Source organism: Timonella sp. A28 (assembly GCF_051200815.1).
GTDB lineage: Bacteria > Actinomycetota > Actinomycetes > Actinomycetales > Cellulomonadaceae > Timonella.
Map to the genome: position 1 here is coordinate 908,499 of NZ_CP195159.1, position 26,430 is coordinate 934,928.

Annotated in this window: 19 protein-coding genes, 2 tRNA genes, 1 other RNA gene and 1 pseudogene; 15 read left to right on the plus strand and 8 right to left on the minus strand. The window is 55.0% G+C overall.

The window, feature by feature from the left end; all coding sequences use genetic code 11:
* Nucleotides 1-38: 38 nt before the first annotated feature.
* Nucleotides 39-221 (minus strand): hypothetical protein, encoded by a 183-nt coding sequence (locus tag ACR9EC_RS04345; RefSeq protein ID WP_435300281.1) that lies wholly within the window; start codon nucleotides 219-221, stop codon nucleotides 39-41.
* A gap of 114 nt (nucleotides 222-335) precedes the next feature.
* On the opposite strand from ACR9EC_RS04345, the gene map reads away from it, so the two are divergent.
* Both map and ppgK read left to right on the plus strand, forming a co-directional pair.
* Nucleotides 336-1,208 carry a type I methionyl aminopeptidase gene (gene map, locus ACR9EC_RS04350; RefSeq protein WP_435300282.1) on the plus strand — a complete coding sequence of 291 codons (873 nt, stop codon included), beginning with the start codon at nucleotides 336-338 and terminating at the stop codon, nucleotides 1,206-1,208.
* A complete protein-coding gene (gene ppgK, locus ACR9EC_RS04355) occupies nucleotides 1,205-1,993 on the plus strand; it encodes a polyphosphate--glucose phosphotransferase (protein ID WP_435300283.1) in 789 nt (262 codons plus the stop codon). The genes map and ppgK overlap by 4 nt, the downstream gene beginning before the upstream one ends.
* 82 nt (nucleotides 1,994-2,075) lie before the next feature.
* Here ppgK and ACR9EC_RS04360 read toward each other — a convergent pair whose 3' ends face one another.
* Nucleotides 2,076-2,435, minus strand: a complete 360-nt coding sequence (locus ACR9EC_RS04360; protein WP_435300284.1) for a hypothetical protein — start codon at nucleotides 2,433-2,435, stop codon at nucleotides 2,076-2,078.
* Between the two features lie 193 nt (nucleotides 2,436-2,628).
* The gene (locus ACR9EC_RS04365) at nucleotides 2,629-3,414 is read right to left on the minus strand and encodes a YaaA family protein (RefSeq protein WP_435300285.1); all 786 of its coding nucleotides are present in this window, start codon (nucleotides 3,412-3,414) and stop codon (nucleotides 2,629-2,631) included.
* Nucleotides 3,415-3,537: 123 nt separating this feature from the next.
* Between ACR9EC_RS04365 and rnpB the strand changes: the two genes are divergently transcribed.
* Nucleotides 3,538-3,905, plus strand: an RNA gene (gene rnpB, locus ACR9EC_RS04370) — RNase P RNA component class A.
* Between the two features lie 9 nt (nucleotides 3,906-3,914).
* On the opposite strand, the gene ACR9EC_RS04375 is transcribed toward rnpB, so the two are convergent.
* Both ACR9EC_RS04375 and ACR9EC_RS04380 read right to left on the minus strand, forming a co-directional pair.
* On the minus strand, nucleotides 3,915-4,673 hold the full coding sequence (locus tag ACR9EC_RS04375) for a zinc ribbon domain-containing protein (protein ID WP_435300286.1): 759 nt from the start codon (nucleotides 4,671-4,673) through the stop codon (nucleotides 3,915-3,917).
* Nucleotides 4,674-4,713: 40 nt separating this feature from the next.
* Nucleotides 4,714-5,625 (minus strand): Nif3-like dinuclear metal center hexameric protein, encoded by a 912-nt coding sequence (locus ACR9EC_RS04380; protein ID WP_435300287.1) that lies wholly within the window; start codon nucleotides 5,623-5,625, stop codon nucleotides 4,714-4,716.
* Between the two features lie 107 nt (nucleotides 5,626-5,732).
* On the opposite strand from ACR9EC_RS04380, the gene ACR9EC_RS04385 reads away from it, so the two are divergent.
* The 11 genes from ACR9EC_RS04385 to pepN all read left to right on the plus strand — a co-directional run bounded on the left by ACR9EC_RS04385 (nucleotide 5,733) and on the right by pepN (nucleotide 20,594).
* Nucleotides 5,733-5,806 (plus strand) — tRNA-Val (locus ACR9EC_RS04385).
* A 55-nt stretch (nucleotides 5,807-5,861) separates the two neighbouring features.
* Nucleotides 5,862-5,938 (plus strand) — tRNA-Val (locus ACR9EC_RS04390).
* A 289-nt stretch (nucleotides 5,939-6,227) separates the two neighbouring features.
* On the plus strand, nucleotides 6,228-7,796 hold the full coding sequence (locus tag ACR9EC_RS04395; RefSeq protein ID WP_435300288.1) for a type I restriction-modification system subunit M: 1,569 nt from the start codon (nucleotides 6,228-6,230) through the stop codon (nucleotides 7,794-7,796).
* A gap of 287 nt (nucleotides 7,797-8,083) precedes the next feature.
* Nucleotides 8,084-8,578, plus strand: a complete 495-nt coding sequence (locus tag ACR9EC_RS04400) for a hypothetical protein (RefSeq protein ID WP_435300289.1) — start codon at nucleotides 8,084-8,086, stop codon at nucleotides 8,576-8,578.
* On the plus strand, nucleotides 8,575-9,720 hold the full coding sequence (locus ACR9EC_RS04405; protein WP_435300290.1) for a restriction endonuclease subunit S: 1,146 nt from the start codon (nucleotides 8,575-8,577) through the stop codon (nucleotides 9,718-9,720). The genes ACR9EC_RS04400 and ACR9EC_RS04405 overlap by 4 nt, the downstream gene beginning before the upstream one ends.
* Nucleotides 9,717-12,827, plus strand: coding sequence for a type I restriction endonuclease subunit R (locus tag ACR9EC_RS04410; protein ID WP_435300291.1), 3,111 nt, complete (start codon nucleotides 9,717-9,719; stop codon nucleotides 12,825-12,827). Before ACR9EC_RS04405 ends, ACR9EC_RS04410 begins: the two co-directional genes overlap by 4 nt.
* A 52-nt stretch (nucleotides 12,828-12,879) precedes the next feature.
* Complete coding sequence (locus ACR9EC_RS04415; RefSeq protein ID WP_435300292.1) at nucleotides 12,880-14,709, plus strand: KAP family P-loop NTPase fold protein; 1,830 nt, start codon at nucleotides 12,880-12,882, stop codon at nucleotides 14,707-14,709.
* Complete coding sequence (locus tag ACR9EC_RS04420) at nucleotides 14,696-15,499, plus strand: hypothetical protein (RefSeq protein WP_435300293.1); 804 nt, start codon at nucleotides 14,696-14,698, stop codon at nucleotides 15,497-15,499. Before ACR9EC_RS04415 ends, ACR9EC_RS04420 begins: the two co-directional genes overlap by 14 nt.
* Before the next feature lie 251 nt (nucleotides 15,500-15,750).
* Nucleotides 15,751-16,773, plus strand: a complete 1,023-nt coding sequence (locus tag ACR9EC_RS04425; RefSeq protein ID WP_435300294.1) for a hypothetical protein — start codon at nucleotides 15,751-15,753, stop codon at nucleotides 16,771-16,773.
* Nucleotides 16,770-17,546, plus strand: a complete 777-nt coding sequence (locus tag ACR9EC_RS04430) for a TatD family hydrolase (protein ID WP_435300295.1) — start codon at nucleotides 16,770-16,772, stop codon at nucleotides 17,544-17,546. The genes ACR9EC_RS04425 and ACR9EC_RS04430 overlap by 4 nt, the downstream gene beginning before the upstream one ends.
* Nucleotides 17,547-18,077: 531 nt before the next feature.
* Complete coding sequence (gene pepN, locus ACR9EC_RS04435) at nucleotides 18,078-20,594, plus strand: aminopeptidase N (protein WP_435300296.1); 2,517 nt, start codon at nucleotides 18,078-18,080, stop codon at nucleotides 20,592-20,594.
* A gap of 31 nt (nucleotides 20,595-20,625) precedes the next feature.
* Here pepN and ACR9EC_RS04440 read toward each other — a convergent pair whose 3' ends face one another.
* The 3 genes and pseudogenes from ACR9EC_RS04440 to ACR9EC_RS04450 form a co-directional block, all read right to left on the minus strand.
* Complete coding sequence (locus ACR9EC_RS04440; RefSeq protein WP_435300607.1) at nucleotides 20,626-22,059, minus strand: L-serine ammonia-lyase; 1,434 nt, start codon at nucleotides 22,057-22,059, stop codon at nucleotides 20,626-20,628.
* Between the two features lie 237 nt (nucleotides 22,060-22,296).
* Nucleotides 22,297-22,754 (minus strand): annotated as a pseudogene (locus tag ACR9EC_RS04445) (peroxiredoxin).
* A 2-nt stretch (nucleotides 22,755-22,756) separates the two neighbouring features.
* Nucleotides 22,757-23,194 (minus strand): DUF3052 domain-containing protein, encoded by a 438-nt coding sequence (locus ACR9EC_RS04450; RefSeq protein ID WP_435300297.1) that lies wholly within the window; start codon nucleotides 23,192-23,194, stop codon nucleotides 22,757-22,759.
* Between the two features lie 391 nt (nucleotides 23,195-23,585).
* Here ACR9EC_RS04450 and aceE point away from each other — a divergent pair, with 391 nt between their 5' ends.
* Nucleotides 23,586-26,345, plus strand: coding sequence for a pyruvate dehydrogenase (acetyl-transferring), homodimeric type (gene aceE / locus ACR9EC_RS04455; protein WP_435300298.1), 2,760 nt, complete (start codon nucleotides 23,586-23,588; stop codon nucleotides 26,343-26,345).
* Nucleotides 26,346-26,430 lie beyond the last annotated feature (85 nt).

A 26,430-nucleotide genomic window follows, 5' to 3' on the forward strand; every position in this document is an offset into this window, starting at 1 on the left:
GCCAGCAGCGTTAGTTCAAATTCACTAGGTGCGGTAGGTTACGAGTCGTCCCCTGTGTAGTCTCGTGTTTCTTCGTCCCACTCTTCTGTGCGGGCACGTGCAATGTCTAAGGCTCTGCGGGCTTCTTCTTCAGTGTCGTAGGGGCCCATTTTGTGCCACCAACTAAATATTCCGCCTTGTGCGACTTTCCCAGTTTTAGTATCAAAGTAGTACTTGGCCATGGGGTGCCTTCCCTAGTGGTTTTCCTTGCACTCTAGTGCCTCTTCAGCAAATATGCACCCATGTTTGTGGTGGTAGCGGTGAGTGAACTTGTTTATTCAAACTAGAATGGTGTCATGACTGTCACGCGTAACACCTATGACCCTCTGCTCCCAGGAACCATTTCGGCACAGTTGTCTGTACCTTCTTCAATTCCTCGTCCGGAGTATGTGGGTAAGCCTGGCCCTCAGGAATTCACTGGGCGTGACGTGGTTGATGATGAAACCATTGAGAAAATTCGTATTGCAGGAAAAATTGCTGCGCAAGCTCTTGCCGAGGTTGGACGCGCTGTTGCACCTGGTGTGACAACAGATGAGTTGGATCGAATTGGGCACGAATTTGTGCTTGACCATCACGCGTACCCTTCTACGTTGGGGTATCGCGGGTTCCCTAAGTCTTTGTGCACCTCAATTAATGAGGTTATTTGCCATGGCATTCCAGACGACACCGTTTTACAAGACGGCGATATCGTCAACGTTGACATCACTGCGTATATTCATGGCGTGCACGGCGACAACAATGCGACTTTCCCTGTTGGTGACATTGATGAAGAGTCTTCGCTGTTGATTGAACGGACGCGTGAGGCTCTGAACCGCGGCATTAAGGCAGTCAAACCGGGGCGTGAAGTTAACGTTATTGGTCGAGTGATCGAAAAATATGCTTCGCGTTTTGGTTATGGTTCGGTGCGTGATTACACCGGTCATGGCGTGGGTGAGGCTTTCCATACTGGTTTGATCATCCCTCACTACGATGCTGCACCACTGTATGACACGATCATTGAACCTGGCATGGTGTTCACTATTGAGCCCATGCTGACACTCGGCACGATTGATGCAGACGTTTGGGACGACGGCTGGACTGTTGTGACGCGTGACCGTAAACGTACCGCTCAATTTGAGCACACACTGCTAGTTACAGAAACAGGCGCGGAGGTCTTAACCCTGCCATGAGTACACAACCCAACATTGCGTTCGGCATTGATATCGGCGGCAGCGGCATCAAGGGGGCACCAGTTGATCTTGCTACTGGTGAATTCACTGAGTCGCGTGTGCGTATTCCAACGCCAGAGCATTCCACCCCACAAGCAGTTTCGGATGTCATTGCTGAACTCATTGGCGAGTTTGACCTTGATGATGACACTCCTATCGGCGTCGCTTTCCCTGCGCCACTTGATCACGGTGTTGTGCGTATCGTTGCGAACCTTGACGATTCGTGGGTGGGCGTCAACATTGAAGATGTGATCGGTGAGCGTATTGGTCGCCGCGTGTATTCCGTCAATGATGCTGATGCTGCCGGTTTTGGTGAGGTGGCGTATGGTGCTGCTCGTGGCGAGGAAGGTGTTGTTCTTCTTGCAACGCTTGGCACGGGTATCGGTTCGGCGCTTATTGTCGATGGGACTCTTGTGCCGAACACCGAGTTGGGTCACCTTGAACTTGATGGGTTTGATGCGGAAACGCGTGCGGCTGATAGTGCGCGTACGCGTGAGGACCTTGATTGGGAGTTGTGGGCGGCTCGCCTGCAACGCTATTTCTCTCACCTTGAATTGTTGCTGTCGCCTGACCTTATTGTGGTGGGTGGTGGTGTGTCGAAGCACCATGCACAGTTCTTACCGTTGTTGAGTTTGCGTGCGAAGATCATTCCAGCGCAGTTGCGTAATGCTGCTGGGATTACTGGTGCGGCAGCGTATGCGGCTGATCGCGCTATGCACGATAAGAAGAAGTTCCCGCTTTCTTAATACGGGTAAAGCACAAGTCGGGGTTCCCTTGCCTGGTCAAGGGAACCCCGACTTGTCGTATTTTTAGGGCATGTTTTCGCTGCTAGGCGACGATTGCGAACCCTAAGTCTGTGAGTACGGCTTTCGTGTGTGAGTCGCCGAGTTCGAGGTGCAATGGGATGTGCGCCATGTCGCAGGCGGCGAAGAGTTGCACAAGGAATGCTCGTGAGCTTTTGTCAGCGAAAACGGCGTCTTGTGCGTGCACGTATACGGGGATGGTGCTTTGCATGACTGCTGCGAATACTGCGCTGGCTTGGTCGCGCATGGATTCGTTGATGGCGCCGTGGAGTTCTACGTGAAGCGCGCCGTCGTGTATGCAGGCGCGTAGTTCACTGGACGTGTTTATGTGGGAGGGGCTGCCGGGAAGTAGCGTGCACGTGCTTTGGACGTTCTTGCTCGACATTGCGCACCCCTTGTTTTATCGCACTGCGACCGCAGTCGCATGGTTGTGTGTACACAACCGAATCACCCCAATTGTGATTACATACGACAGTAAAAATACGAAAACCTGCAATAGGCTTTACCGATTATTTACCTTAGCAGGGGTTTGCTTGATGTTCAACATGCGAAACCGGGCACTGCTTATTCCGTAAAATTCAGCGTTCTTCGCGTACAACAACTTCTAACGTAAACGCGTTAGCGCGCCCCGGAAGCAAGGAAACTTCAAAGAAGCCCGCGTATTCGCGTGCCGCCTCCAACACGCCTTGCGCTGTTGTGGGCATTGCGCCTTGTCGAGTAATCATGTGCCGCGCAAGTAGACCGCGAGTGTGCTTTGCATTGTGTGACACCACGGAACGTTTTCCGTCTAGTTCTCGCACAACTTTTACACTCACCCATTCGGTGGACGACGAGGGAGCGGGCTTCCACGCTGCCGCGTAGGCTGCACTACGACAATCAATGACGACTGTTTCTTGCGCCATTTCAGCTAATTCTGCGTCTAATACCTTGCGCCACAGCGCGCCAAGAGCACCCAACTCCCCCAGTTTTACGCCCATAGACAACCGGTAGGCCGGAATCACGTCTGTAGGTGACACCAGCCCCCACAAGGCGGAAACAACACGCACATGTTGTGCCGCAATCTCAAGGTGCTCGTCGCTCATTGCGCCTAAGTTCAATGCTTCAAACAACACACCTGAATAAATGTTGGTGGAGGGAGCCGCAGGCGCGGAAAGGAGTGCACGGTTTCGCTCGATTTCGTGCGTTAACGATGCGCCAACGCCAAGAAGTTCATGAGCGTCCGCTTGCGCAGAAACCCGTGCAAGTTCCCGAAGAACAGTGTGCCGCTGCTCATTTAAACCAGGGTGAGACAAACTTTCCACATCAACAGGGGCGCCAGTTGTCGGAGCAGTTTTACCTTCAGAGGGCGGCAACAAAATCAACACACCACAAGCCTACCCACACTCGAACACCCCACACGAGCCTGCGCACGGAGGTCAACCTCACACTGCTCAACAACACGCCAAGTTCGGTGTTTGAACAAAACCGCGTACCCTTAGTGAAGCGGAGAAGACAGCCGGGTGGCCGCGTGCTGTTCAGCACGAGGAACGTCCGGGCTCCACAGAGCAGAGTGGTGGGTAACACCCACCCGGGGAAACCCGCGGGAAAGTGCCACAGAAAACAGACCGCCCACATGCCCTGCATGGGGGTAAGGGTGAAACGGTGGTGTAAGAGACCACCAGCGTTCCAGGTGACTGAAACGGCTAGGTAAACCCCACTCGGAGCAAGGCCAGACAGGACACGATGACGCTGCTCGCGAAGTGTCCGGGTAGGCTGCTTCAGCTTACCGGCAACGGTAAGCCTAGATGGATGGTCACCACCCACACATGAGCAATCAGTGTGGGCACAGAACCCGGCGTACAGGCTGTCTTCTCCGCCCTATTTTTTATTCAGCTGCGAGCGCTGAGACTGGCTCTGGGACGCGCACGAGGATGCGGCTGCATTCTTCACAGCGCACAATTTTTTCTGCAGATGCGCTACGAATGTCGGCGAGGTCTGTCGGGTTGAGTTCGAGTCGGCAACCACCACAACGGTTCCCTACGAGTGCCGCAGCACCTACGCCACCTAGCTGGTTGCGGAGTTTGTCGTAGAGCGCGAGCAGTCCGCTGTCGAGCCCTTGTGCAGCTTGCGTGCGTTGCGCTGCAATGTCGCGTGCCTGCTGGTTGATCTGTTCAAGTGCGTCACGAAGTTGCGCGTTGGCGTCGTCAAGAGCGCTTTGCATGGAGTTGTTCGCTTCTTCAACTTTTGCGAGTGCATCGTTGTGTGCGTCGAGGCGTTCCATGACGTCGAGTTGGATTTCTTCGAGGTCGGCTTTGCGTTTGGTGAGGGACGCAACCTCAGCGACGAGCGCTTGTGCGTCCTTTACGCCAACGTTTCCGGTGTCGAGTCGGGTTTGGTCGCGTTGAAGCCTTGTTGCGACTTGTTCAACGTCGTCTTCAGCTTTTTTGAGTTCGCGGGTGAGGTCTGATGCTGCGGTGCGTGACGCGATGAGCGCAGAAGACAGGTCGTTGATTTGTTCTGTTACTTCGTCTACTCGTGCGCGCTGTGGTGCGTGTGCGTGCTGGTGTTTGAGTTGCGCGAGTTTGGTGTCGAGTGCTTGGACGTCTAGGAGACGAAGTTGATCTGCGACGGGGGCGTTTGGCACGGTGGGTCCTTCCGCGAGCGTGTGGGTTTCTGGTTTGACTCTAGTCTGCGCGCGTGTGGAACGTCCACGGATCGGTAGTGATGTCGCTGACCTTTGTTTCAATTGTGATGCCTTTGTCGGCGAGAGTGCTTGCTACGTCGTGGGCTGCGTAGGGCAGCCACACGGATTCGCTAGCCCAATGTGCTGTGTCGATGAGGTGTGGTTTTGCGGTTGGGTTTTCTTCGGTGGCGTGCGTGTGGGCTGCGGTGATGCGTGCTGTCTGGTTTTGCGCTTCAACGTAGTCGAGGACGTCATGATGTTTGAGGTCTGAGGTGATGTACACGTCTGCGTCGCTACTTGCGATGATGTTGAGCAGAGAACCACCAGATCCGCCTAGTACAGCGATTTTGTGTACGAGTGCGTCTGGGTCTCCGACGGTTCGGATGCCTTGTGCTGCTTGTGGCAGGACGTCCGCCACATGCTGCGCGAGACTGTGTAACGTCATGGGTTGGGTGAGTTCACCGACCCGCCCTAACCCGAGGGTTTCGTCGTCGGCTTGTGGGGTCAGTGGACGCGTATTGATCAGCCCGATTGTGTCAGCGAGAGCATCGTTCACTCCCCTACGCGCAGAATCTGCGTTAGTGTGCGCGCTAAACAAGGCGCAATTGTGTGCGATGAGCGTGTAAATGCTTGCGCCACGATCGGTGCGCGTAGTCACCGAATCAAGCGGGTTGAACAAAAACGGGTGATGCGTGACGATCAGGTCGGCACCCCACGCGACTGCGTCGTCAATAACTGCGCGGGTGGCATCTAACGCGAAATAGATTTTACGCACGGGCGACGTGATGTCCCCCACTGCAAGACCGGGCTTATCCCACGGTTCGGCAAGGTGCGGCGGGTAGAGTTCTTCAAAGTGAGTGACGATATTCTCTAATGTTTCTGGCGTTGAATGCGCTACTACCCGTGTATTCATGTGTTCATCGTATCGAGTCACCGGGCGTTTACAGGATCCCGTTTTGTTTCTGCTGAAAGATTCGTGTAACGTTTTCTCCGTTGCCTCACGCAGTGAGTAGCAATGATGGGCCTATAGCTCAGTTGGCTAGAGCGCCACGTTTACACCGTGGATGTCGGGGGTTCGAGTCCCTCTGGGCCCACTAAACACTTTTCATAAGTGTTTAGTGAGTTTCACACTCACAACCCAATATATTGGGGCCTATAGCTCAGTTGGCTAGAGCGCCACGTTTACACCGTGGATGTCGGGGGTTCGAGTCCCTCTGGGCCCACCACAATGTTGTTAATAACGACTAGTTCAACAAGGTCGGAACCACACGGTTCCGGCCCTTTTTTATTTCAAAAGATCGCTTTCCGTTCTCTGCTGGAGTGTCTTTATTCTCTACTATCCGCGGATATGCGATACTCAGGGCACGTTCTCGCTTCTGGTCGCTTTACCCCCTAGCGCAGGCTATGCAGCACATAACCAGGCGCTAATAATGGCAGTCGACATAATGAAGCGTAACCCTTGGAATTAAAGTTAAGAGCAGCGCGTTGCTGTGCGCAAAGGAGACCCCCTCAATCATGAGCCCGACCACAAAAGAATCTCAGCGAGCGGAGCTCCACAAAACGATCTGGCGGATCGCAAACGACCTTCGCGGCAGCGTTGATGGTTGGGACTTCAAAACCTACGTGCTCGGCATGCTCTTCTACCGGTTCATCTCTGAAAACCTCGCCGCCTACCTCAACAAAGGCGAACACGAGGCCGGTGACGAAAGCTTCGACTATGCGAAAATACCTGATGCGCAAGCCGAGTTTGGGCGCAAGGAAACAGTCGAGGAAAAAGGGTTCTACATTCTTCCCTCGGATTTGTTTCAGAACGTCAGGCGCAACGCCGCCAACGATCCGAACCTCAATGAAACACTCGAGCGGGTCTTCAAAGATATTGAAGGGTCAGCGCTAGGCACAGACAGCGAAGGCGACCTCAAAGGCTTGTTCGACGATCTTGACGTGAACAGTTCCAAACTGGGTAACACGGTAGCTAAACGCAATGAGAAGCTTGTGAAGCTTCTTGATGCGATTGGTGACCTTCCCTTGGGTAACTTCGAGGACAATTCGATTGACTTGTTCGGTGACGCTTACGAGTACCTGATGCAGATGTACGCTTCACAGGCCGGCAAGTCTGGTGGCGAGTATTACACGCCACAGGAAGTCTCTGAGGTGTTGGCGCGAATCGCGGTCGCGGGCAAGAAACGTGTCAACAAAGTGTATGACCCGGCCGCCGGTTCTGGTTCTCTGCTGTTGAAGTTCGCCAAGGTGCTGGGCAAGGAGAACATAGGTGGGTTCTATGGGCAGGAAATCAACCTGACCACATACAACCTCGCGCGCATCAACATGTTTTTGCATGACGTGAACTATGAGAAGTTCAATATTGCGCACGGTGACACTCTGCTTGACCCCCACCATTGGGACGACGAACCATTCGAAGCGATCGTGTCGAACCCGCCGTACTCGATTAAGTGGGAGGGCGACGCGAACCCGCTCCTGATCAATGATGAGCGTTTCGCTCCCGCAGGTGTGCTTGCACCAAAGTCGAAGGCGGACCTTGCTTTCACCATGCACATCCTGTCTTGGCTGGCAGTGAATGGAACTGCCGCGATTGTCGAGTTCCCTGGTGTACTTTACCGAGGTGGCGCTGAGGCGAAGATCCGCAAGTACCTCATTGACAACAACTATGTTGACGCGGTTATTCAACTTCCGCCGGACTTGTTCTTTGGCACCACGATCGCAACGTGCATTATCGTGCTCAAAAAGTCTAAGACAGACAACTCGGTGCTCTTTATTGATGCTTCCGACGAGTTTAAGCGAGTGGGCAACAAAAATAAGCTCACACCAGACCACCAGCAGAACGTGCTGCGTGCCCTTGAAAACCGTATCAATGTAGACCACCGTGTTGCGCTGGTGTCGAACGAGGACATCGCCGCGAAAGACTACAACATTGCTGTGTCCTCATATGTTGAAGCCGAAGACACACGCGAAGTCATCGACATCACCGAACTCAATGCCGAAATCGCCCGCATTGTCGCACGCCAAGCCGAACTACGGACATCCATCGATGTCATCGTGGCCGACTTAGAAGGAGCCGAACAGTGAGACTATCTAGCGTCTTGAGTGACTGTATCCTCTTACAACTTCGACAGGTTGAACCGTTCATGGGAAAGTCGCGGGTAAATTGGGGTAATCACAAGAAGATAGAAGTTGGCACAGTAACGCGGCAATACTACTGCACACAATGCGAGAGCATTCGCCCATTTAATTCCAAAAAACTACTCAATTGTCTCGTTGCTGGACCAGATTTTGTGAGTATTGATGTGGTGCTTAAATGCGTAGATTGCGCAAACCTGGTGAAGAACTGGTATTTAGTCAGGTGTGCAGATGACTTGTTCGGGCAGGCCCCGTCTGTCTCCCTCGTCCACTTCACCGAACATCTTGGAGAGTCAGCAACGCACCTCGGGCCACTAAACGACAACATGCAGGACTTGTTAGATCGGGCAGACTTAGCTCGGCGGTTCGACTTAGCTGCAGGGTCAGTCATCTATCTGAGGAAACACTTTGAATTGACTACCCACACGGCTGCCGCTGGCATAGGTGTAGATACTACGTCGAAGAACGGGAAGCGTCGAACATTCGCTAACATTCTAAAGGAAGTTGACGAGAGGATCAGGATAATCCCAGACGAGTTCGCGCAGGATGGTTATCGTCTCTTCTCTGAACTGAGTGCGATCATTCATGGGGACGCTAACGAGATTGAGGCTCTCGACAAATTTGAGGCTTTGCGACGCCTCGTTGTTGGAGTCTCTGAGAACGTACGCAACCGCGCTGAGTTCGCAAGTGCAAGAAGTGACCTAGGCTGGTCTTCCGGAGGTGAAGGATGAGTCACATTGATGACCTACTCACGGAGTTCGCACCGCAAGGCGTGCGGCATACCTCATTGTCTGAGGTAGCCGGGTACTCCTTCACACGCGTAGACGCAAGCGAGCTTGATAAAACTTCGTTTGTCGGAGTCGACAACCTAGTCGCAAACAAAGGGGGCCGCGTTGACGCGAGCTACCTCCCGAACACAGTGCGCCTAGCCGCATATGAGGTCGGCGACATACTTCTTGGCAATATTCGGCCGTATCTCAAAAAGGTGTGGCATGCGACCTCAGTAGGTGGTTGTAGTGGCGACGTTCTCGCCATCAGGATCAATGCTGACGCTCGTGACGAGCTCGACTCGAAGTTCTTGTACTACGTTTTGTCATCTGACAGGTTTTTTACCTACAACATGCAGCATGCCAAGGGCGCCAAGATGCCGCGTGGTGACAAGGCCGCGATTCTCAAGTATCGAATACCGGTGCCGCCGCTGGAGGTTCAGCGCGAGATCGTGCGGATCTTGGATCAGTTCACGGAGCTGGAGGCGGAGCTGGAGGCGGAGCTGGAGGCCCGCAAGCGCCAGTACGCCCACTACCGAAACGAGCTGCTGGCCATCGGAAACGAGGCGCCGCAGGTGTTCCTCGGAGATATCGCGACTATTGGCACTGGTAGTCACGACACCAAGGACGCTCTGCCTGACGGCGAGTTCGTGTTCTACGCACGTGGTCGCGAACAGTTGCGCCTCGACTCGTTCGACTTCGACGAGCGCGCCATCATCACGGCTGGTGACGGTGTCGGTGTCGGGAAGGTGTTCCATTTCGCCGAAGGCAAGTACGCGCTCCACCAGCGCGCTTATCGAATCGTTCCCCACGACTCAGTGGATGCTCGCTTCATCTATCACTATCTAGTGGCCGATTTTGCTCGATATCTCGCACAGACATCGGTGCAGTCTTCGGTGACCTCGCTTCGGCGTCCCATGTTCTTGAAGTATCCGATTGCGCTGCCGTCGTTGGCCGAACAGCACCGTATAGCCTCGGCCCTCGACGAGTTCGACGCCCTTGTGAACGACATGAGCGTTGGCCTTCCAGCGGAAATCGCCGCTCGTCGTAAGCAGTATGAGTACTATCGCGACAAGTTACTGACTTTCGAGGAGGCGACACCATGATCGATGCGGTTACACGCAAATACGATCCGATCGCAGTTTCTACCGAGAGCACTGTGGTTGCTGAATATGTTCCGGATGCGGCATCGCAGGCGGCATATCAGTCAGAATCAGCGCTGGAAAAGGAACTGATCCGACTACTCGAATCGCAAGCATACGAGTACCTGCCAATCACATCCGAAGCGGATCTCGTCGCGAACCTCCGGGCACAACTAGAGGCGCTCAACGAAATCACGTTCACCGATTCCGAATGGGAACGGTTCTTCACCACGAGCGTCGCAGGTAAGAACGACGGCATCGTCGAGAAAACAATCCGCATCCAAGAGGACCACGTCCAGGTACTCAAACGCGACGATGGTTCAACAAAGAACATCACGCTGCTGGACAAGAAGAACGTCCACAACAATCGCCTGCAAGTAATCAACCAATACGAGATCGACCGCGGTGAAGGTGGCGCAAACTACGCCAACCGCTACGACGTGACCGTGCTGGTCAACGGCCTGCCAATGGTGCACATCGAACTCAAACGCCGCGGCGTCGACATCCGCGAAGCGTTCAACCAAATCAACCGCTACCAGCGAGACAGTTTCTGGGCAGGATCAGGCCTGTTCGAATACGTCCAACTGTTCGTAATCTCCAACGGCACGCTCACCAAGTACTACTCCAACACCACCCGCTCCGCACACCTGAAAGAAGCCGCCAAGCCAGGCAAAGGCCGCAAAACATCAAACTCGTTCGAGTTCACATCGTGGTGGGCAGACGCACAAAACAAGCCGATTACCGACCTGACATCATTCGCGAAAACATTCTTCGCGAAACACACCCTACTGAACATCCTCACCCGCTACTGCGTGCTCACCGCCGACCGGCTGCTGCTAGTCATGCGCCCCTACCAGATCGTCGCAACCGAGAGGATCCTGCAGCGCATCGACGTGTCAATCACACCAGGGAACAGCAAACCGCTAGGCACCACCGCTGCCGGTGGTTATGTATGGCACACAACCGGCTCAGGCAAAACCCTGACATCGTTCAAAGCCGCACAACTTGCATCAAAGATGCCAAGTGTTAACAAGGTGCTGTTCGTGGTTGACCGCAAAGACCTCGACTACCAGACCATGCGCGAATACGACCGCTTTGAAAAAGGTTCAGCGAACTCCAACACCTCAACCGCACTACTAAAAAAGCAGCTCGAAGACCCAAACGCCCGGATAATCATCACCACAATCCAGAAACTCGCGAACTTCATCGCCGCCAACAAAGGGCACCAAATATACAGCGGCCACATTGTCCTAATCTTCGACGAATGCCACCGCTCCCAGTTCGGTGACATGCACTCGGCAATCACAAAAGCATTCAAGTGTTACAACCTCTTCGGCTTCACCGGAACACCAATCTTCGCTGCAAACGCAAGCTCCGGCGGCAATCCACAACTCAAAACCACCGAGCAAGCCTTCGGCGACAAACTCCACACCTACACGATCGTGGACGCCATCACAGACAAAAACGTACTACCCTTCCGCATCGACTACGTCAACACCGTAAGTGTCGGCAACATTAAAGACGCGCAAGTCTCCGCGATCGACACCGAACGCGCGCTCCTCGACCCCAAACGCATCAGCGAAATCGTGAAATACACGTTGGAGCACTTCGACCAAAAAACCAAACGCGCATCAAGTTACGAACACTCAGTCGTCACCAACATCCCCGATTCCACACGCACCCGGCGCCAAGCCGAAGCCATCCGCGAACGCAAACGCGTACGAGGCTTCAACGCCATCTTCGCCACCGCATCAATCGACGCAGCACGCTGCTACTACAACCACTTCCAAATGCAGCAAGACGCACTACCGCCAAACCAGCGACTGAAAATCGGTTTGATCTACTCATATGGAGCAAACGAAGCGGCGAACGACGGCGTCATCGACGACGAAGCATTCGACACCGACTCACTCGTCGCAGACGCCCGAAACTTCCTAGAAGACGCAATTCAAGATTACAACGCAACCTTCAACACCAGCTACGACACCAGCGCCGACAAATTCGGCAACTATTACAAAGACCTCTCCCAGCGACTAAAGAACCGCGAACTCGACCTCGTCATCGTGGTCAACATGTTCCTCACCGGATTCGACGCCACAACCCTCAACACCCTGTTCGTAGACAAAAACCTGCGCGCCCACGGCCTCATCCAGGCATACTCACGCACCAACCGCATCCTCAACTCAGTCAAAACCTACGGCAACATCGTCGCGTTCCGAGACCTCGAAGAAGAAACAAACAAGGCACTCGAACTATTCGGCAACAAGGAAGCCCGCGGCATCGTACTCCTCAAACCGTACGACGACTACTACACCGACTACGCCGAAAAAGTCACCGAACTCCTCGACCGCTTCCCAATAGGCCAACAGATCATCGGCGAAGCCGCACAAAAAGACTTCATCGCCCTGTTTGGTGCAATCCTGCGCCTCACAAACATCCTCACCTCATTCGACGACTTCAGCGGCAACGAAATACTCAACGAACGGCAAGTCCAAGACTTCCGCAGCATCTACCTCGACCTCCACGCCGAGTTCCGCAAAAACAAAAACTCCGATAAAGAAGCCATCAACGACGACATCGTCTTCGAAATCGAACTCATCAAACAAGTCGAAATCAACGTCGACTACATCCTCATGCTCGTCGAAAAATACCGTGCCACCTACGGCAACGGCGAAGACAAAGAACTACGCGCAGAAATCTCCCGCGCAGTCGACGCCAGCCCCTCACTACGCAACAAACGCGACCTCATCGAAGACTTCGTCGACAGCATCACCGTTGACGGCTCAGTAGACGACGAATGGCAAGCCTTCATCGCAGCGCGACGCGAAGCCGAACTCGAGGCGATCATCGCCGAAGAAAACCTCCGCGCCGACAACACTCACACTTTCATCAATACTGCGTTCCGCGACGGGGTAATCCGCACAAGCGGCACCGCAATCACCAAAGTGCTCCCACCAGTCTCACGCTTCAGCGCAGCTGGCGGGCACAGCGAAAAAAAGCAACGCGTCATCGAAAAACTCGGAACCTACTTCGAGAGGTTCTTTGGGCTTGGAAATGAGGGAAGTGAATGAGACCAACGGACTTCAAACGATTGCAGGCTGACGCAGCCGAGGGGGACGCGTCATGACGGGGTATGCCAAACACGACGCCCTTCGCCTGTGGTCTGACGAGCCCGCGACAGTAGACCTGCTGTCATTTGATGCGATCGCAGAGACGGTCACGGACGCACTCTTTGACAAGACCCTCAATCCAGTGGCACTGGGTATTTCTGGTTCCTGGGGCAGCGGTAAGACGAGCATCCTCAACCTTGTAACCGAGAAGGCTGCTCAACGATCCTCCTACACAGCAACTGTCGTGATAGTCCGAGCTGACCCATGGCGCTATGACCCACGCGTTGGGCCGAAGGAAAGCCTGATCGCCGAAGTGTTGTCAGTTCTGCAGGAGGAATTTCGCGGCGAGGACGAGGTCACCGCGGCCGCTACCACTGCGTTCAAGAAGCTCGTGAAGCGGGTGAACTGGTCCAAGGCCGTCAAGATGGCCACCACTACGGCACTCACAGCGCAACTTCCGAGTCTCGACGACGTTATGGGGCTCGTAAGTGATGAGCCCGAGTCACTCAATTCAGAGAAAGGCATGGATGCCTTTCGCAAGGAGTTTCAGGCTCTGCTCAAGGAACCTGCGTTGAGCCACGTCACCCAGGTCGTGGTCCTAGTTGACGATCTAGATCGCTGCCTCCCTGATACCGTCGTCGACTCGCTTGAGGCAATTCGCCTGTTCCTGTCCGCGAAAGGAATGTCGTTCGTGATCGCGGCTGATGAAGTGCGGGTGGCAGAGGCGATCCAGCAGAAGCTACAGATGCCGGCCGATCCATCTCAGGGCGAAAGCGTTGCAAGCCTTTACTTACACAAGATCGTACAGACAACTGTCCCTGTACCTGCGCTCAGCTCGTTTGATACCCGCTCCTACCTATTCCTTCTGTTGGCACGCACCGAAGTCGATGATGTCGCTTACGCAGCTCTCGTCGCGGGATGCGCCGACCTTCGTTCCTCTGCGGGGAGCCTCGACGACCTAACGATGCCCAAAGGTGTCGATCTGTCGCTTCAGATGGCGACGGCGTCACGACTCACCCCGATTCTCTACGAGAAGTTCCAGGGAAACCCGCGCAGAATCAAGCGGTTCATGAACGATCTTTACGTCCGTCAGAGCGTTGCACGTCGCCGCGGCATCGCACTGGAGCCCGACGCCATAGCGAAGTTGATGGTCATTGAGAAGTTGCTTGACAAAGACTTCCAAGATCTCCTGAGCTGGCTTGCTGCTGGAAAGCTTCGTAGCCAACTCGATGCACTTCAGGCGCTCGCGAAGGGCACCGCTGAAGTTCACGATCGCAAGGTGACCACAAAGAAGAAGCCTACCAGCGAAGAGATTTCCAAGGGATTCTCAGGCACGATGGTGCGCTGGGCGAAACTTCCTCCCGATCTCGACGCCACCGATGTGGCCGGCTACTTGACGCTGGCCGCTGCCTTCAAGGGGAAGATACTGCTGGATGAGTCCCTGTCGGAAAAGTTGCGCGACCTGGCAGCCGCCCTCACTTCGAGCTCCACCCTGGACAGGACTGCGATCAAGGATGACGAACTCGCACGGCTACCCGCCGGAGACGTTATTGAACTGCTAGCCCATCTGGGACGACGGATGCAAGACGATCCGTCTATCCAGTTGCCGACTGCCAACGCAATCGTGACATTGACAGGACTCCACCCGGCAACGATAAGTGAAGCAACCCAGGCTCTAGCGAAGTTGCCAAGCCAGGAAGTTCAACCAGCGACCGTGCTTCTCCTCCAGGGGAAGAACAGCGATTTTGGCTCAGTACTCAACGCGTGGGAAAGCAACGCCAGCAAGACCGTCAAACGAGCAATCACAGCGGTAAGAAAGGAGACGTCCAATGGGAACCAGTAACGCGTTCAAGGGCAGCGGGGGCAAGGACGCGAGCGATCTTCGTGACGCAATCGCCGATTGGCTCGGCGATGATGTTTCGCCAGCGCAAGATGGTGAAGCTGATAGTTCTGAGCAGCATGGAGCGCACGCGGCTGGTGACTCTGCACCCTCGCTGAATCTCATACCACTCCTCCGTCTCTGGCGCGATAGCAGCTCAGGAGTCGGAGGTGGTGCAGGGTCCGGGGGAAGCGGCGGTTCTACTGGTGGACGATCTTCCGGCGGTGTCCGTCGCACAGTGACCCGCGTGTCCGGGCCCGCTGGGCGCGCAGGATCGCTTGCTCGCGCTTATGCTGCCGGGGATCGTGCGGCGCTCGAGTCAGCAGGTCTTGACTACGATGCTCTCCGTGCGCTGGATGATCCGATCGAGGTCGGTCGGCGTATCGCATCCGTCGCCTTCGAAGCTCAGGCGGATAGCAGTCTTGAAGACAGCGAAGCACGGTTGATCGTCGCGGAGCTTATCGCATGGGTCTTGGCTGCTCCCAATGATCAGGTCCCCACTCCAAATGACATCGTTCGCCACTCAATTGAACTCATGATGCTGAAGTCCGCTCTTGTAGAAGTCGGCGACACAATACGTAGTGAACCGAATGCGACAAAGAGACGAGCGGCCGAGGCCGAAGTTGGCCGAGCAGCACATGTTCTGGCCTCGCAAGTTCCGCTTAACGAGACTGGCACTAGTGCCGCCGAAATCAGTGAAGCCATTGAAGGTGGAGTACGCCAGCTCACTGCGATCTTTGGGGCTGGCGAATGACTCGGCTCGCGCTGGTGGTCGACCGTAATAATATCCCGAAAGATGTCGACGAGGTCTTCCTGTGGGACGGCATGCCGCAAGACTCGTTCAAGTCCACGCTCGGGCCGAACTTTGCCGATCTCGGCCCGGTGCCTCCGCTGAACGGGGACTTCGCCCGCATCGCAGTTGCCATACATGCTGCCGATCACACCATCCGACGGCAGGCACGGGGTTCCAATTGGAATCGACGAAGGTTCATTCTTTCAGTTCCTGTGAGCGACCCTTCCACCTGGGGTAAAGTCGAACCAGCGCTCGTCGAGGCAGTCAACTTCCTAACAGGAGATGACTGGGGATTCGAGTTCACTGCTTATCCGCCAATCCCTACGCCCGAGTATCTCGTCGGCGATAGTTCTACTCGCGTGGTACTCCTGAGCGGCGGCGCGGATTCGGGCAGCGGCGCACTCATCTCAGGATCATTGCTCGGTGACAGTGGCACACAGACTTTCGTGTCGCATGCCAGCTCTGGGGCTGCCAGCGCTCCCCAGAAAGAACTACGCAAACGCCTAGAAAGTATCTATCCCGGCAAGCAAGCCGCGCATCACCGGAAGTTCATCGGGCGATCGAAGAAGAAACCTGATGGTACAGAGTTTCCGAGTGAGCCATCGAGTCGATCTCGCTCGCTCCTGTTTCTCGCTTTGGGACTCGCTGTCGCCGCACAGGCCGAGGTGCCGCTTTGGATACCCGAGAACGGCTTCGCCTCCCTCAACCCACCTCTTGGCCCTGAACGCCTCGGCGCACTATCGACTCGCACGACTCAGCCATGGTTCCTATGGCGCATTCAAGAAATACTTGAGTCCATGGGGGCACACGGGGTGATCGAGAACCCGTTCCAGTTTGTAACCAAGGGCGAGATGTTCACACAAGTGAAGAAGCTCCTTGGAGACGATAACGCCTCGGCGTACTTAAGTGCGACGAACTCCTGCTCGTACACCGACCAGAACTACCAAGGTGTCCCAAGCGGAACACATTGTGGTGTCTGTTTTGGGTGCATTCTGCGCAGAGCATCGTTCCATGCCAGTGGCGTCGAAGATGCCACCGCATACCTGAGCGATGATCCTAAATACGCGCGATATGTGACCTCTCATTCGTCAGTCACAGCGGCACGGGACTTCGCAGTGGAGCCAATCTCGCCAGCGACTGTGATCATGATGTCGCTTCCGCCGGCTCTTTCGGCACAACAGGCGATGGAGATTTGCCAGCGAGGACAGGCTGAGATCGGAGCTTACTTAGGATGAGGGAGTTACCCCCGCTCGATGTTCATGCCCACGTCGCAGTCGATATTGAGCCAATTGAGCTTGAGCGGCTGGGTGCAGTTGTACTAGTGGCGACCCGGTCGCTAGCCGAGTTCGACAAGGTCAGGGATCGCCACGACAGAGTCAGTATATGGGGCGTCGGCTGCCATCCTTCTCTCGTGCGTGCACAGGGCGACTACGACCAGCGTCGCTTTGCGGAGGCGATCGAATCTACCCCGTACGTCTCGGAAGTGGGACTAGATGGAGACTCGCGCGTCCCCATGAAGCGTCAGATCGCCACACTCGGTTCAATACTGGACGTGCTTGACCACACCCCAAGAATCTTGTCCCTCCACAGCTATCGTGCGGGCGAGGAAATACTTGACATCCTTGAAGCGCATGGTAACCAGCCCGGGAGAGTGCTGCACTGGTGGCTTGGCGATAGCGAGCAAACGGCACGCGCCCTAGCTCTTGGCTGTTATTTCTCCGTCAACTACTCGATGATTCGCGCAAATGATGGCTGGAAGTCTATCCCGCTCGACCGCCTCCTTGTCGAGACTGACCACCCTTCGGGTGACCGCTTTGGCCCGGTACCACGGATGCCTGGACGCGTTCAGCCGGTGGAGGTGGCCCTTGCGAAACATCATGGTCTGTCCCAGCGACCTTTGCGCACGAGCCTTTGGGAGAACTTCGCGGCGATCGTCGCAGGCACGGGGACATACTCGATCTTGCCCAAGCCAGTACAACTAATGGCAGATGCGAGCAGCGGAGCATGAGACTTGCCAAAGAGCACACTGCGTCATGTCGCCCGGCAACCGCGCTGGTGGGGCTCGCGTAGCACAACGCCACACCGTTTCAGAAACGTCGCAATAGTCTGAGGGCCAAATCCAAGCTGCTCCGGACGGCATCCTCCCACTGCACTGAATTAACAAAGAGGCTACCTCGCCAGACGTCGTGAAGATCCAGAATCGCGGTCATTGTCGTACGATGCAGTTTGATTTCTCGAGCAACGGCGTTGATCGTCTTTCCCGATTGATAGATCGCGACGATCTTCCGTTGCTCGTCAAAGCCGATGTGATTCTGCACCTGTGATCGGCCTCGTACTCCCGCCACGGATGCAGGGCAGGCAGCCCAGCGCGCCAGCGCCAACAAGGGCGAGTATTTTCCAAACTTCCACTCAGAAAGGGCCCACCACATAACTTTTGAAAATTAGAACCCCTGGTGGGGTTTTTTTATTTGCCCTGAATGTTCTTTCGCCGTCTACCTCAAGGCCTGTGTGTGGGGTAAAGGGTGACATGATGGTGGGCATGAGTTCTGCAAACCTTACACGTGAAGAAACCGCTCAACGGTCACAAGCCGTCTGCCTTGAAACGATCGCCGTCAACCTTGACCTCACGCAAGCAGCCGACCCTGCTGTCAGTGGGTTCCCTGTCACCACAACCTTGACGTTTACTGCCACGACACCGAACACGTGGATTGACTTCATTGGTGAAGCCGTGAATTCGGTAACCGTGAATGGTGAGAATCATGCGGTGGACTGGGATGGTTCACGCATACACGTGACCGGACTTGCAGAACACAACACTGTCACTGTTGACAGTGTTGGAGCGTACTCGCGTTCAGGTGAAGGCATGCACCGGTATGTTGACCCGGCAGACAACAACACATACTTGTACACCCAATATGAGCCTGCGGATTCTCGTCGAGTCATGGCATGTTTTGAACAGCCAGATTTGAAAGCACGATACACATTCACGGTGCAGGCCCCCACTGGTTGGAGTGTGCTGTCCAACGGTGTCGCCACAGACACTCGTATCTCGTCGAACAGCCAAACCGTGACTTTCGCGGAAACGAAACCAATCTCCAGTTACATCACCTGCGTAACTGCAGGCCCTTACCATCGTGTTGATGCGGTGTGGAACTCCCCCACTCAAAGCGTCGATTTAGGTGTCCTGTGCCGTGCGTCGCTTGCCGAACACCTCGACTCCCACGAAATCATCGAAATCACCCAGCAAGGACTCGATTTCTTTACCACCGCATTCGACTACGAATACCCGTGGGGTAAATACGACCAAATTTTTGTTCCCGAATACAACCTCGGCGCAATGGAAAACCCCGGTCTAGTGACATTCACTGAAGCCTACATATTCCGTGGTGCAGCAACCCGGTCGCAGCACGAAAACCGAGCCAACACTATCCTCCACGAAATGGCTCACATGTGGTTCGGCGACCTCGTCACCATGAAATGGTGGGACGACCTGTGGTTGAAAGAATCCTTCGCCGACTACATGGGTGCACACGCACTCGTGCACGCCACCACATTCACCGACGCATGGGTGACCTTCGCTAACCGACGCAAGGCATGGGCATACCAGCAAGACCAACTCCCCACAACACACCCCATCGTCGCCGACATCCACGACCTCGAAGCAGCGAAACTCAACTTTGACGGCATCACCTACGCCAAAGGCGCAGCAGTGCTGAAACAACTCGTCGCATACGTTGGGCAAGACGCATTCTTCACAGCCGCGCAACGCTACTTCCGCCGCCACGAATACGCAAACACCACACTGAACGACCTGCTCGTCATCCTTGAAGAAGTATCAGGGAAAGATGTACACGCATGGTCGCAAGCATGGCTGGAAACCACCGGTATGAGCACCCTTGCCGCACACGAAGACAACGGGCACGTGACGCTCACCCAAGATGTTGCACGACCACACCGACTCAACATTGGCCTCTACGGGTGGGAAAAAGAAACAACACAAGACGACCTCACTCCCCTTTCCGTGCACGACGTCACCATCGACAAAGAAACAAACACCATCACGGTGCCCGGCTGGGAAGACGCAGCATTACGTGTCATCAACGAAGACGACTGGACATACGCGAAAGTACGCCTCGACGACACATCACTACACGCCGTAAAACAAGGCCTCTCAGGCGTGTCTTCCGCCCTCACCCGCGCACTACTGTGGTCAGCCTTATGGAACGCTGTACGAGACGCACAGCTACCAACCAGCGAATACGTGTCCATCGTCGCGCAACACGCACCACACGAGAACAACAGTGCGCTACTTTCCGGAGTGCTCGCCAACACGTTCTACGCGATCGAACACTACGCTGCACCAGATTCACGAAACACCCTACGCAGCCTGTGGGCACATACCACATGGGATGCACTCGCCGCAGCCACACCGGCCAGTGACTCACAGCTGGCGTGGGCGCGCAGCCTCGGCGAGATCACCTCGGTCGCTGACACACACGCACACGCTGTCGCAGAAATCTTGTCTGGCTCACGTCCCGCCCCTGAAGGATTAGCATTAGACCCCGATTTGCGGTGGCAGTGGCTCACCGCGCTGTGCACGCTCGGGCAAGCCGGACGCGTTGAGGCAGACGATCAACTGAGCCGCGATAACACCGGTGACGGCCGCACCGCACACCTACGCGCTTTAGCTTCACAGCCCACCAGCGAACAGCGTGCCGCTAACTGGCAGACCGCATGGGAAGACACATCCCTCTCAAATGATCACCTCAGCGCTGTCATTGACGGGTTTAACGCTGGCTCACGCACCGACCTCACCGAAAGTTATGCGCCTGAATATTTCACGCGAATTCGCGAAGCGTGGAATGCACGCAGCATCGAGATTGCTCGTCGTCTCGTTGTTGGCTTGTATCCGTCACACGCGTCTGACAGTCTTGTCGCTGACTGGTTACAGGACAACCAAGACGCTCCCGCATCTCTGCGACGATTAATCGTTGAACAGCGTGATCATGCACGTCGTGCCGCTCAAGCCCGCGCAGGTGACGACTCAACTAAGTAGCACTCTGATGGTGGGTTAGCCGTGCGCAACCTCAACATTCAACAATGTTGACGGCTAACCCACCAGTCGATGTTTCTTTATATTTGGCGTTCATATCAAGCCCTGTTTGCCGCATCGTTTCAATAACCACGTCAAGGCTTACAGTGTGTTCGCCGTCGCCACGCAACGCCATACGTGCCGCATTGATTGCTTTCACCGCGCCGATCGCGTTGCGTTCAATGCACGGAACCTGCACAAGCCCGCCTATCGGATCGCACGTTAAACCAAGGTTGTGTTCCATCGCGATTTCTGCCGCGTTTTCAATCTGTTCCGGGGTGCCACCGAGGACTTCTGCAAGGCCAGCCGCAGCCATTGCGCAAGCGCTGCCCACTTCCCCTTGGCAGCCCACTTCAGCGCCAGCAATTGAAGCGTTCTTTTTAATCAGCACACCGATCGCTGCGGCAGTAAGTAGAAAGTTTTCAATGTCTTCGCTGTGGTCTTCTCCCGGTGCCACAAACGTAATGAAGTACTTAATCACTGCGGGGATGATTCCTGCCGCCCCATTCGTCGGGGCAGTAACTACTCTGTGTCCGGCAGCGTTTTCTTCATTGACTGCGAGCGCGTAAAGGTTGATCCAGTCCATGGCGCGTAGTGGGTCTTGTGCGCTGTTTTCGGTGCGTAGTTTGCGGTGTAGGGCGGGTGCGCGTCTGGGTACGCGCAGTCCGCCGGGGAGGTGTCCGTGTCCGGTGAGCCCTGAGTTGATGGATGCGTTCATGGCGTCCCAGATGAGGGCGAGGTTGTGTGAGATGTCGTCGCGGGTGTGTGTTGTTTGTTCGTTGCGGCGCATCATTTCGGAGATGGATAGCCCGTGTTCGCGGGCTTGGTGGATCATGTCTTCGGCGGTGTTGAAGGGGTATGGGATGTGGGGTGTGGGTGTGACTCGGACGGTGAGGGTTGAGTCTTGGGGTGTTTGTGTGCCTGTTTTGAGGTGGGTTGGAGTGGAGATTTCTTCGACGACGAAGCCGCCGCCTACTGAGTAGAACGTTGCGTTGAGGATGTGTTGTTTAGCGTGTGTTGCTGTGAGGGTGAGGGCGTTTGGGTGTCCGGGTAGGACTGTGCGTGGGGTGAAGGCGATGTCTGTTTGTTGGTTGAATTCGATTGTGGGGCAGTCTGGTGCGCAGGGTGCGCCGTGGTGTGTGGCTGTGTTGAGGCAGAGTACGCCTGCGAGTTCAACGGCGTGTTCTATGGATGACACTGCTGTTTGTGGGACGTTGTGGGGTTCGTATCCGGCGAGTCCGAGCATGACTGCGCGGTCTGTTGCGTGTCCGCGTCCGGTGGCGCCGAGGGATCCGAACAGGCTTATGGATAGTCGGGTGTGTTGCGCGGTGGTGGGGAGGTTTTCTTTGAGTCGTTGTGCGAAGGTGTGTGCGGCTCGCATTGGTCCGACGGTGTGTGAGCTTGAGGGGCCTATGCCTATTCGGAACATGTCGAATACGCCGAGGGGTTCGCTACCGGGTAGTGCTTCTCGGTGTGCGTGTACTACCTGGAATGTTCCGGTTGATGCTCGCATTGTTCACTCACGAAATTCTTGTGGTTGTTTCTTTTGAGTATGCCGTGTGGGCTGGAAAGTTCAAACGCTCACCGCATGATGGTGGGTGGCGTGTGCATAACACAACGACGATGCCCACACTGTGCGCATCGTCGTTGTGTTGGTTGCTGCTTGTTAGAGTGCCGCTAACGCTGTGCGGTATCCTGCGAAGTCGCGTGCTTCGCCTGGGGCGTTTACGACAGCCCAGCGCACGACACCCTCCGCGTCGATGAGGAAAGCTTTCCTCGTGCTGCGAGGCCGCGTTCGTCGTTGAACACGCCATATTGTTGGGAGACTTCGCCGTGTGGCCAAAAGTCTGAGAGTAAATCAAACTCGAAGTTTGAGTGCTCTGACCATGCTTTGAGTGTGAACATTGGGTCGCACGATACGGCGAGCAGTGTTACACGTGAGTCTTGGAACAGTTCGAAGTTGTCTCGCAACTCGCATAGTTCAACAGTGCAGATACCTGAGAAAGCGAATGGGTAAAACACCACAAGGACGTTGCTGCCGCGCAGTTCTGAGAGCCGCACGGGTGTGCCGTGGATGTTTGACAGTTCGAAGTCTGGGGCTAGTTGTCCTACTTCAATTGTCATGTTTAGCGTCCACGTCCTCGGTGTGCGAGTTTTGTTGCCGACCAGTCTGGTGCAATTGAGAATGTTGACATTGCGTGTAGGCCGGCAGTGTGTGCTGCGTCTTGGATGTCGTTGTGTTCGACGTGTCCGTCTCGGCCTGGCTTAGGTGAGAAGATCCAGATGCTTGCGCCGTCGTCCAGTACTGTCTGTACGTCGACGAGCATGTCTACGAGGTCACCGTCGAATTCACGCCACCATACAATGGCACCGTCAGTGACGTCATCGTAATCTTCGTCTGCTAACTCGTTATCTGTAAGACTCTCAATTGATTCGCGAAGTTCTTGATCGACGTCTTCGCCCCAACCAAATTCTTGGACGACAAAACCTTGCTCAAAGCCGAGTCGTTCGACGACCGGAGAGTCAGCATTCGCTGCCACTGTGATGCGTTTCCTTTCCAACATCTAGGAATTTCCTTAGAAGTGCTTAGCGCAAACCTAACCTAAAAATCGAGCATAATACGGGATTGTTGCAAAGAAACACCCGAAAAAGTTTAACGAGACCATGGTCACCACTGTTCACCTTTAGGTGAGGGCCACTTATAGGTAAGGTGAAATGACTACTGTTAGCGAGTTTGTTCTCCAACTTTGAGAGTCTTTAGACCTAAAAACAGGGTGATGTCGTGAACGTCACGCCCAGTTTTAGTGGCTCTAACTGGAAATGAACACGCAACAGTGACAACAATGAAGGCAAAACCGGTTTAGACGCGGCATCTCACTACCCACGTTGCGTCAGCACAAGCGCCGGCAAGAAGAGCAATGGGCTTGATCCCTTTATTGCTCACGACTAGTGAGGATGGTTGTGGCTGCGTACGAAGAATCAGGGCCGCTGATTAACGGTCTTCTGAGCCAAGTCCCAGATATTGACCCTGCGGAAACCGCTGAATGGGTTGAATCCCTCGATGGGCTCATCGATGAAGAAGGCGGACCTCGTGCCCGCTACATCCTGTTAAGCCTGCTCAAGCGTGCACGCGAACGTAGCGTTTCGATCCCGAACCCTGTTACCACGCCATACGTGAACACTATTGGTGTTCACGATGAGCCATACTTCCCCGGCGACGAGGTTATGGAGCGTCGGTACCGGTCGTGGATTCGCTGGAACGCTGCTGTGCTTGTTACCCGTGCACAACGACCAGAGATCGGTGTTGGTGGACACATTTCGTCCTACGCATCCGTTTCTACTCTGTACGAAGTAGGCCTTAACCACTTCTTCCGCGGAAAAGACCACCCAGGTGGCGGTGACTCCGTTTACTTCCAAGGTCACGCATCTCCTGGTGTGTATGCGCGCGCCTACCTTGAAGGGCGTCTCGACGAAGACCAGCTTGATGGTTTCCGTCAGGAGCACTCACACGGCGGGTTTGGTAAGGGTCTTCCTTCTTACCCACACCCACGCCAGATGCCAGATTTCTGGGAATACCCGACTGTGTCGATGGGTCTGGGCCCAGCATCCGCTATCTACCAGGCATGGACAAACAAGTACCTGCACAACCGCGGTATTAAAGACACCTCACAGCAAGACGTGTGGGCGTTCCTCGGCGACGGCGAAATGGACGAGCCAGAGTCACGCGGTATGCTCCAACTCGCTGCACAACAGCAGTTGGACAACCTCACATTCGTTGTGAACTGTAACTTGCAGCGCCTTGATGGTCCTGTTCGTGGTAACGGAAAGATCATCCAAGAACTTGAAGCATTCTTTAAGGGTGCTGGCTGGAACGTCATCAAGGTTGTGTGGGGCCGCGAGTGGGATGTCCTCCTCAACGCTGACAAGGACCGTGCTCTTGTCAACCTCATGAACGTCACACCAGACGGTGACTACCAAACGTACAAGGCAAACAACGGCGCTTTCGTTCGCGAGAACTTCTTCAACCGCGACCCACGCACCAAGAAACTCGTTGAGCACATGAGCGACGACGAGATTTGGGCACTCAAGCGTGGTGGCCACGACTACCGCAAACTGTATGCAGCATATGCGGCAGCGCGCTCACACACTGGCCAGCCAACCGTCATCCTCGCGAAGACGATTAAGGGTTATGGTCTTGGTTCAGGCTTCGCTGGTCGTAACTCAACGCACCAGAAGAAGAAGGTTGCCCTTGACGAGCTCAAGGTGTTACGTGACTCGCTGAACATCCCGATCTCGGATGCTGAACTTGAGGCGAACCCGTACCTTCCTCCGTACTACAGCCCTGGCGCTGACTCCCCAGAGATTCAGTACATGATTGACCGTCGTAACAAGCTCGGTGGCTTCGTGCCAGAGCGTCGTCACGACCATGAAGCGTTGAACTTGCCTGCTGACAAGGCATACGACGTTGTCAAGCGCGGTTCAGGTAACCAAGAAGTCGCAACAACTATGGCTTTCGTGCGTCTCCTCAAGGAACTCATGAAGGACAAGGAGTTCGGCAAGCGCATTGTTCCGATCATTCCAGACGAGGCTCGTACCTTCGGTTTGGACTCGATCTTCCCAAGCGCGAAGATCTTCAACACTCTTGGCCAAAACTACATGGCTGTTGACCGTGAACTCATGCTCTCCTACAAAGAGTCTGAGGCTGGCCAGATCATGCACACCGGTATTAACGAAGCTGGTTCTGCCGCCGCATTCCAGGCTGTTGGTACGTCTTATGCGACCCACGGCCAAGCGCTCATCCCGTTCTACATCTTCTACTCGATGTTCGGTTTCCAGCGCACTGGCGACCAGTTCTGGGCTGCCGGTGACCAACTCACTCGTGGTTTCATCATGGGTGCAACCGCAGGACGCACAACCCTAACCGGTGAAGGTCTACAGCACGCGGACGGTCACTCACCGCTAATCGCTGGAACAAACACGTCGATCGTGCAATACGACCCAGCGTACGGTTACGAAATCGCGCACATCATCCAAGATGGTATTAAGCGCATGTACGGTGATGGTTCTGATGGTCGTGACCAAAACGTCATGTACTACCTGACCATTTACAACGAGCCTGCAGTTCAGCCAGCAGAGCCAGCAGATGTTGACGCTGAGGGAATCCTCAAGGGCATCCACCGCGTTTCCACAGGTTCTGGTGGCGGTCCGCGCGCTAACCTCCTCGCATCCGGTGTTGGTGTTGCTTGGGCTTTGGAAGCACAGCAGCTCCTTCGCGACGACTGGGGCGTACAAGCAGATGTGTACTCTGTAACCTCATGGAACGAGCTTCGTCGTGACGGTATTGCAGCAGACCAGCACAACTTCTTGCACCCGCAAGAGCCTGCTCGTGAAGCGTACTTGACTGCAAAGCTGAAGGACGCTCAAGGTCCATTCATTGCGACCAGCGACTACGACCACCTAGTACAAGACCAGATCCGCAAGTGGATTCCAGGCGACTACGCTGTTCTCGGCGCAGACGGCTTCGGTTTCTCCGACACTCGTGCGGCTGCTCGTCGTTACTTCAAGATTGATGGCCCATCAGTTGTTGTACGTACCCTACAAGAACTTGCTCGCCGTGGTGAGGTCTCCCCAGACCTTCAGGCACAAGCAATTGCTAAGTACGACCTACACAACGTCAACGCTGGCACCTCTGGTGCAGTAGGTGGAGATTCATAAGTCTTTCCATAGACAAAAAGGGTGGGCCCCGAATCAATGATTCGGGGCCCACCCTTTTATGTTGCTACAGTGCACAGAAATTCAT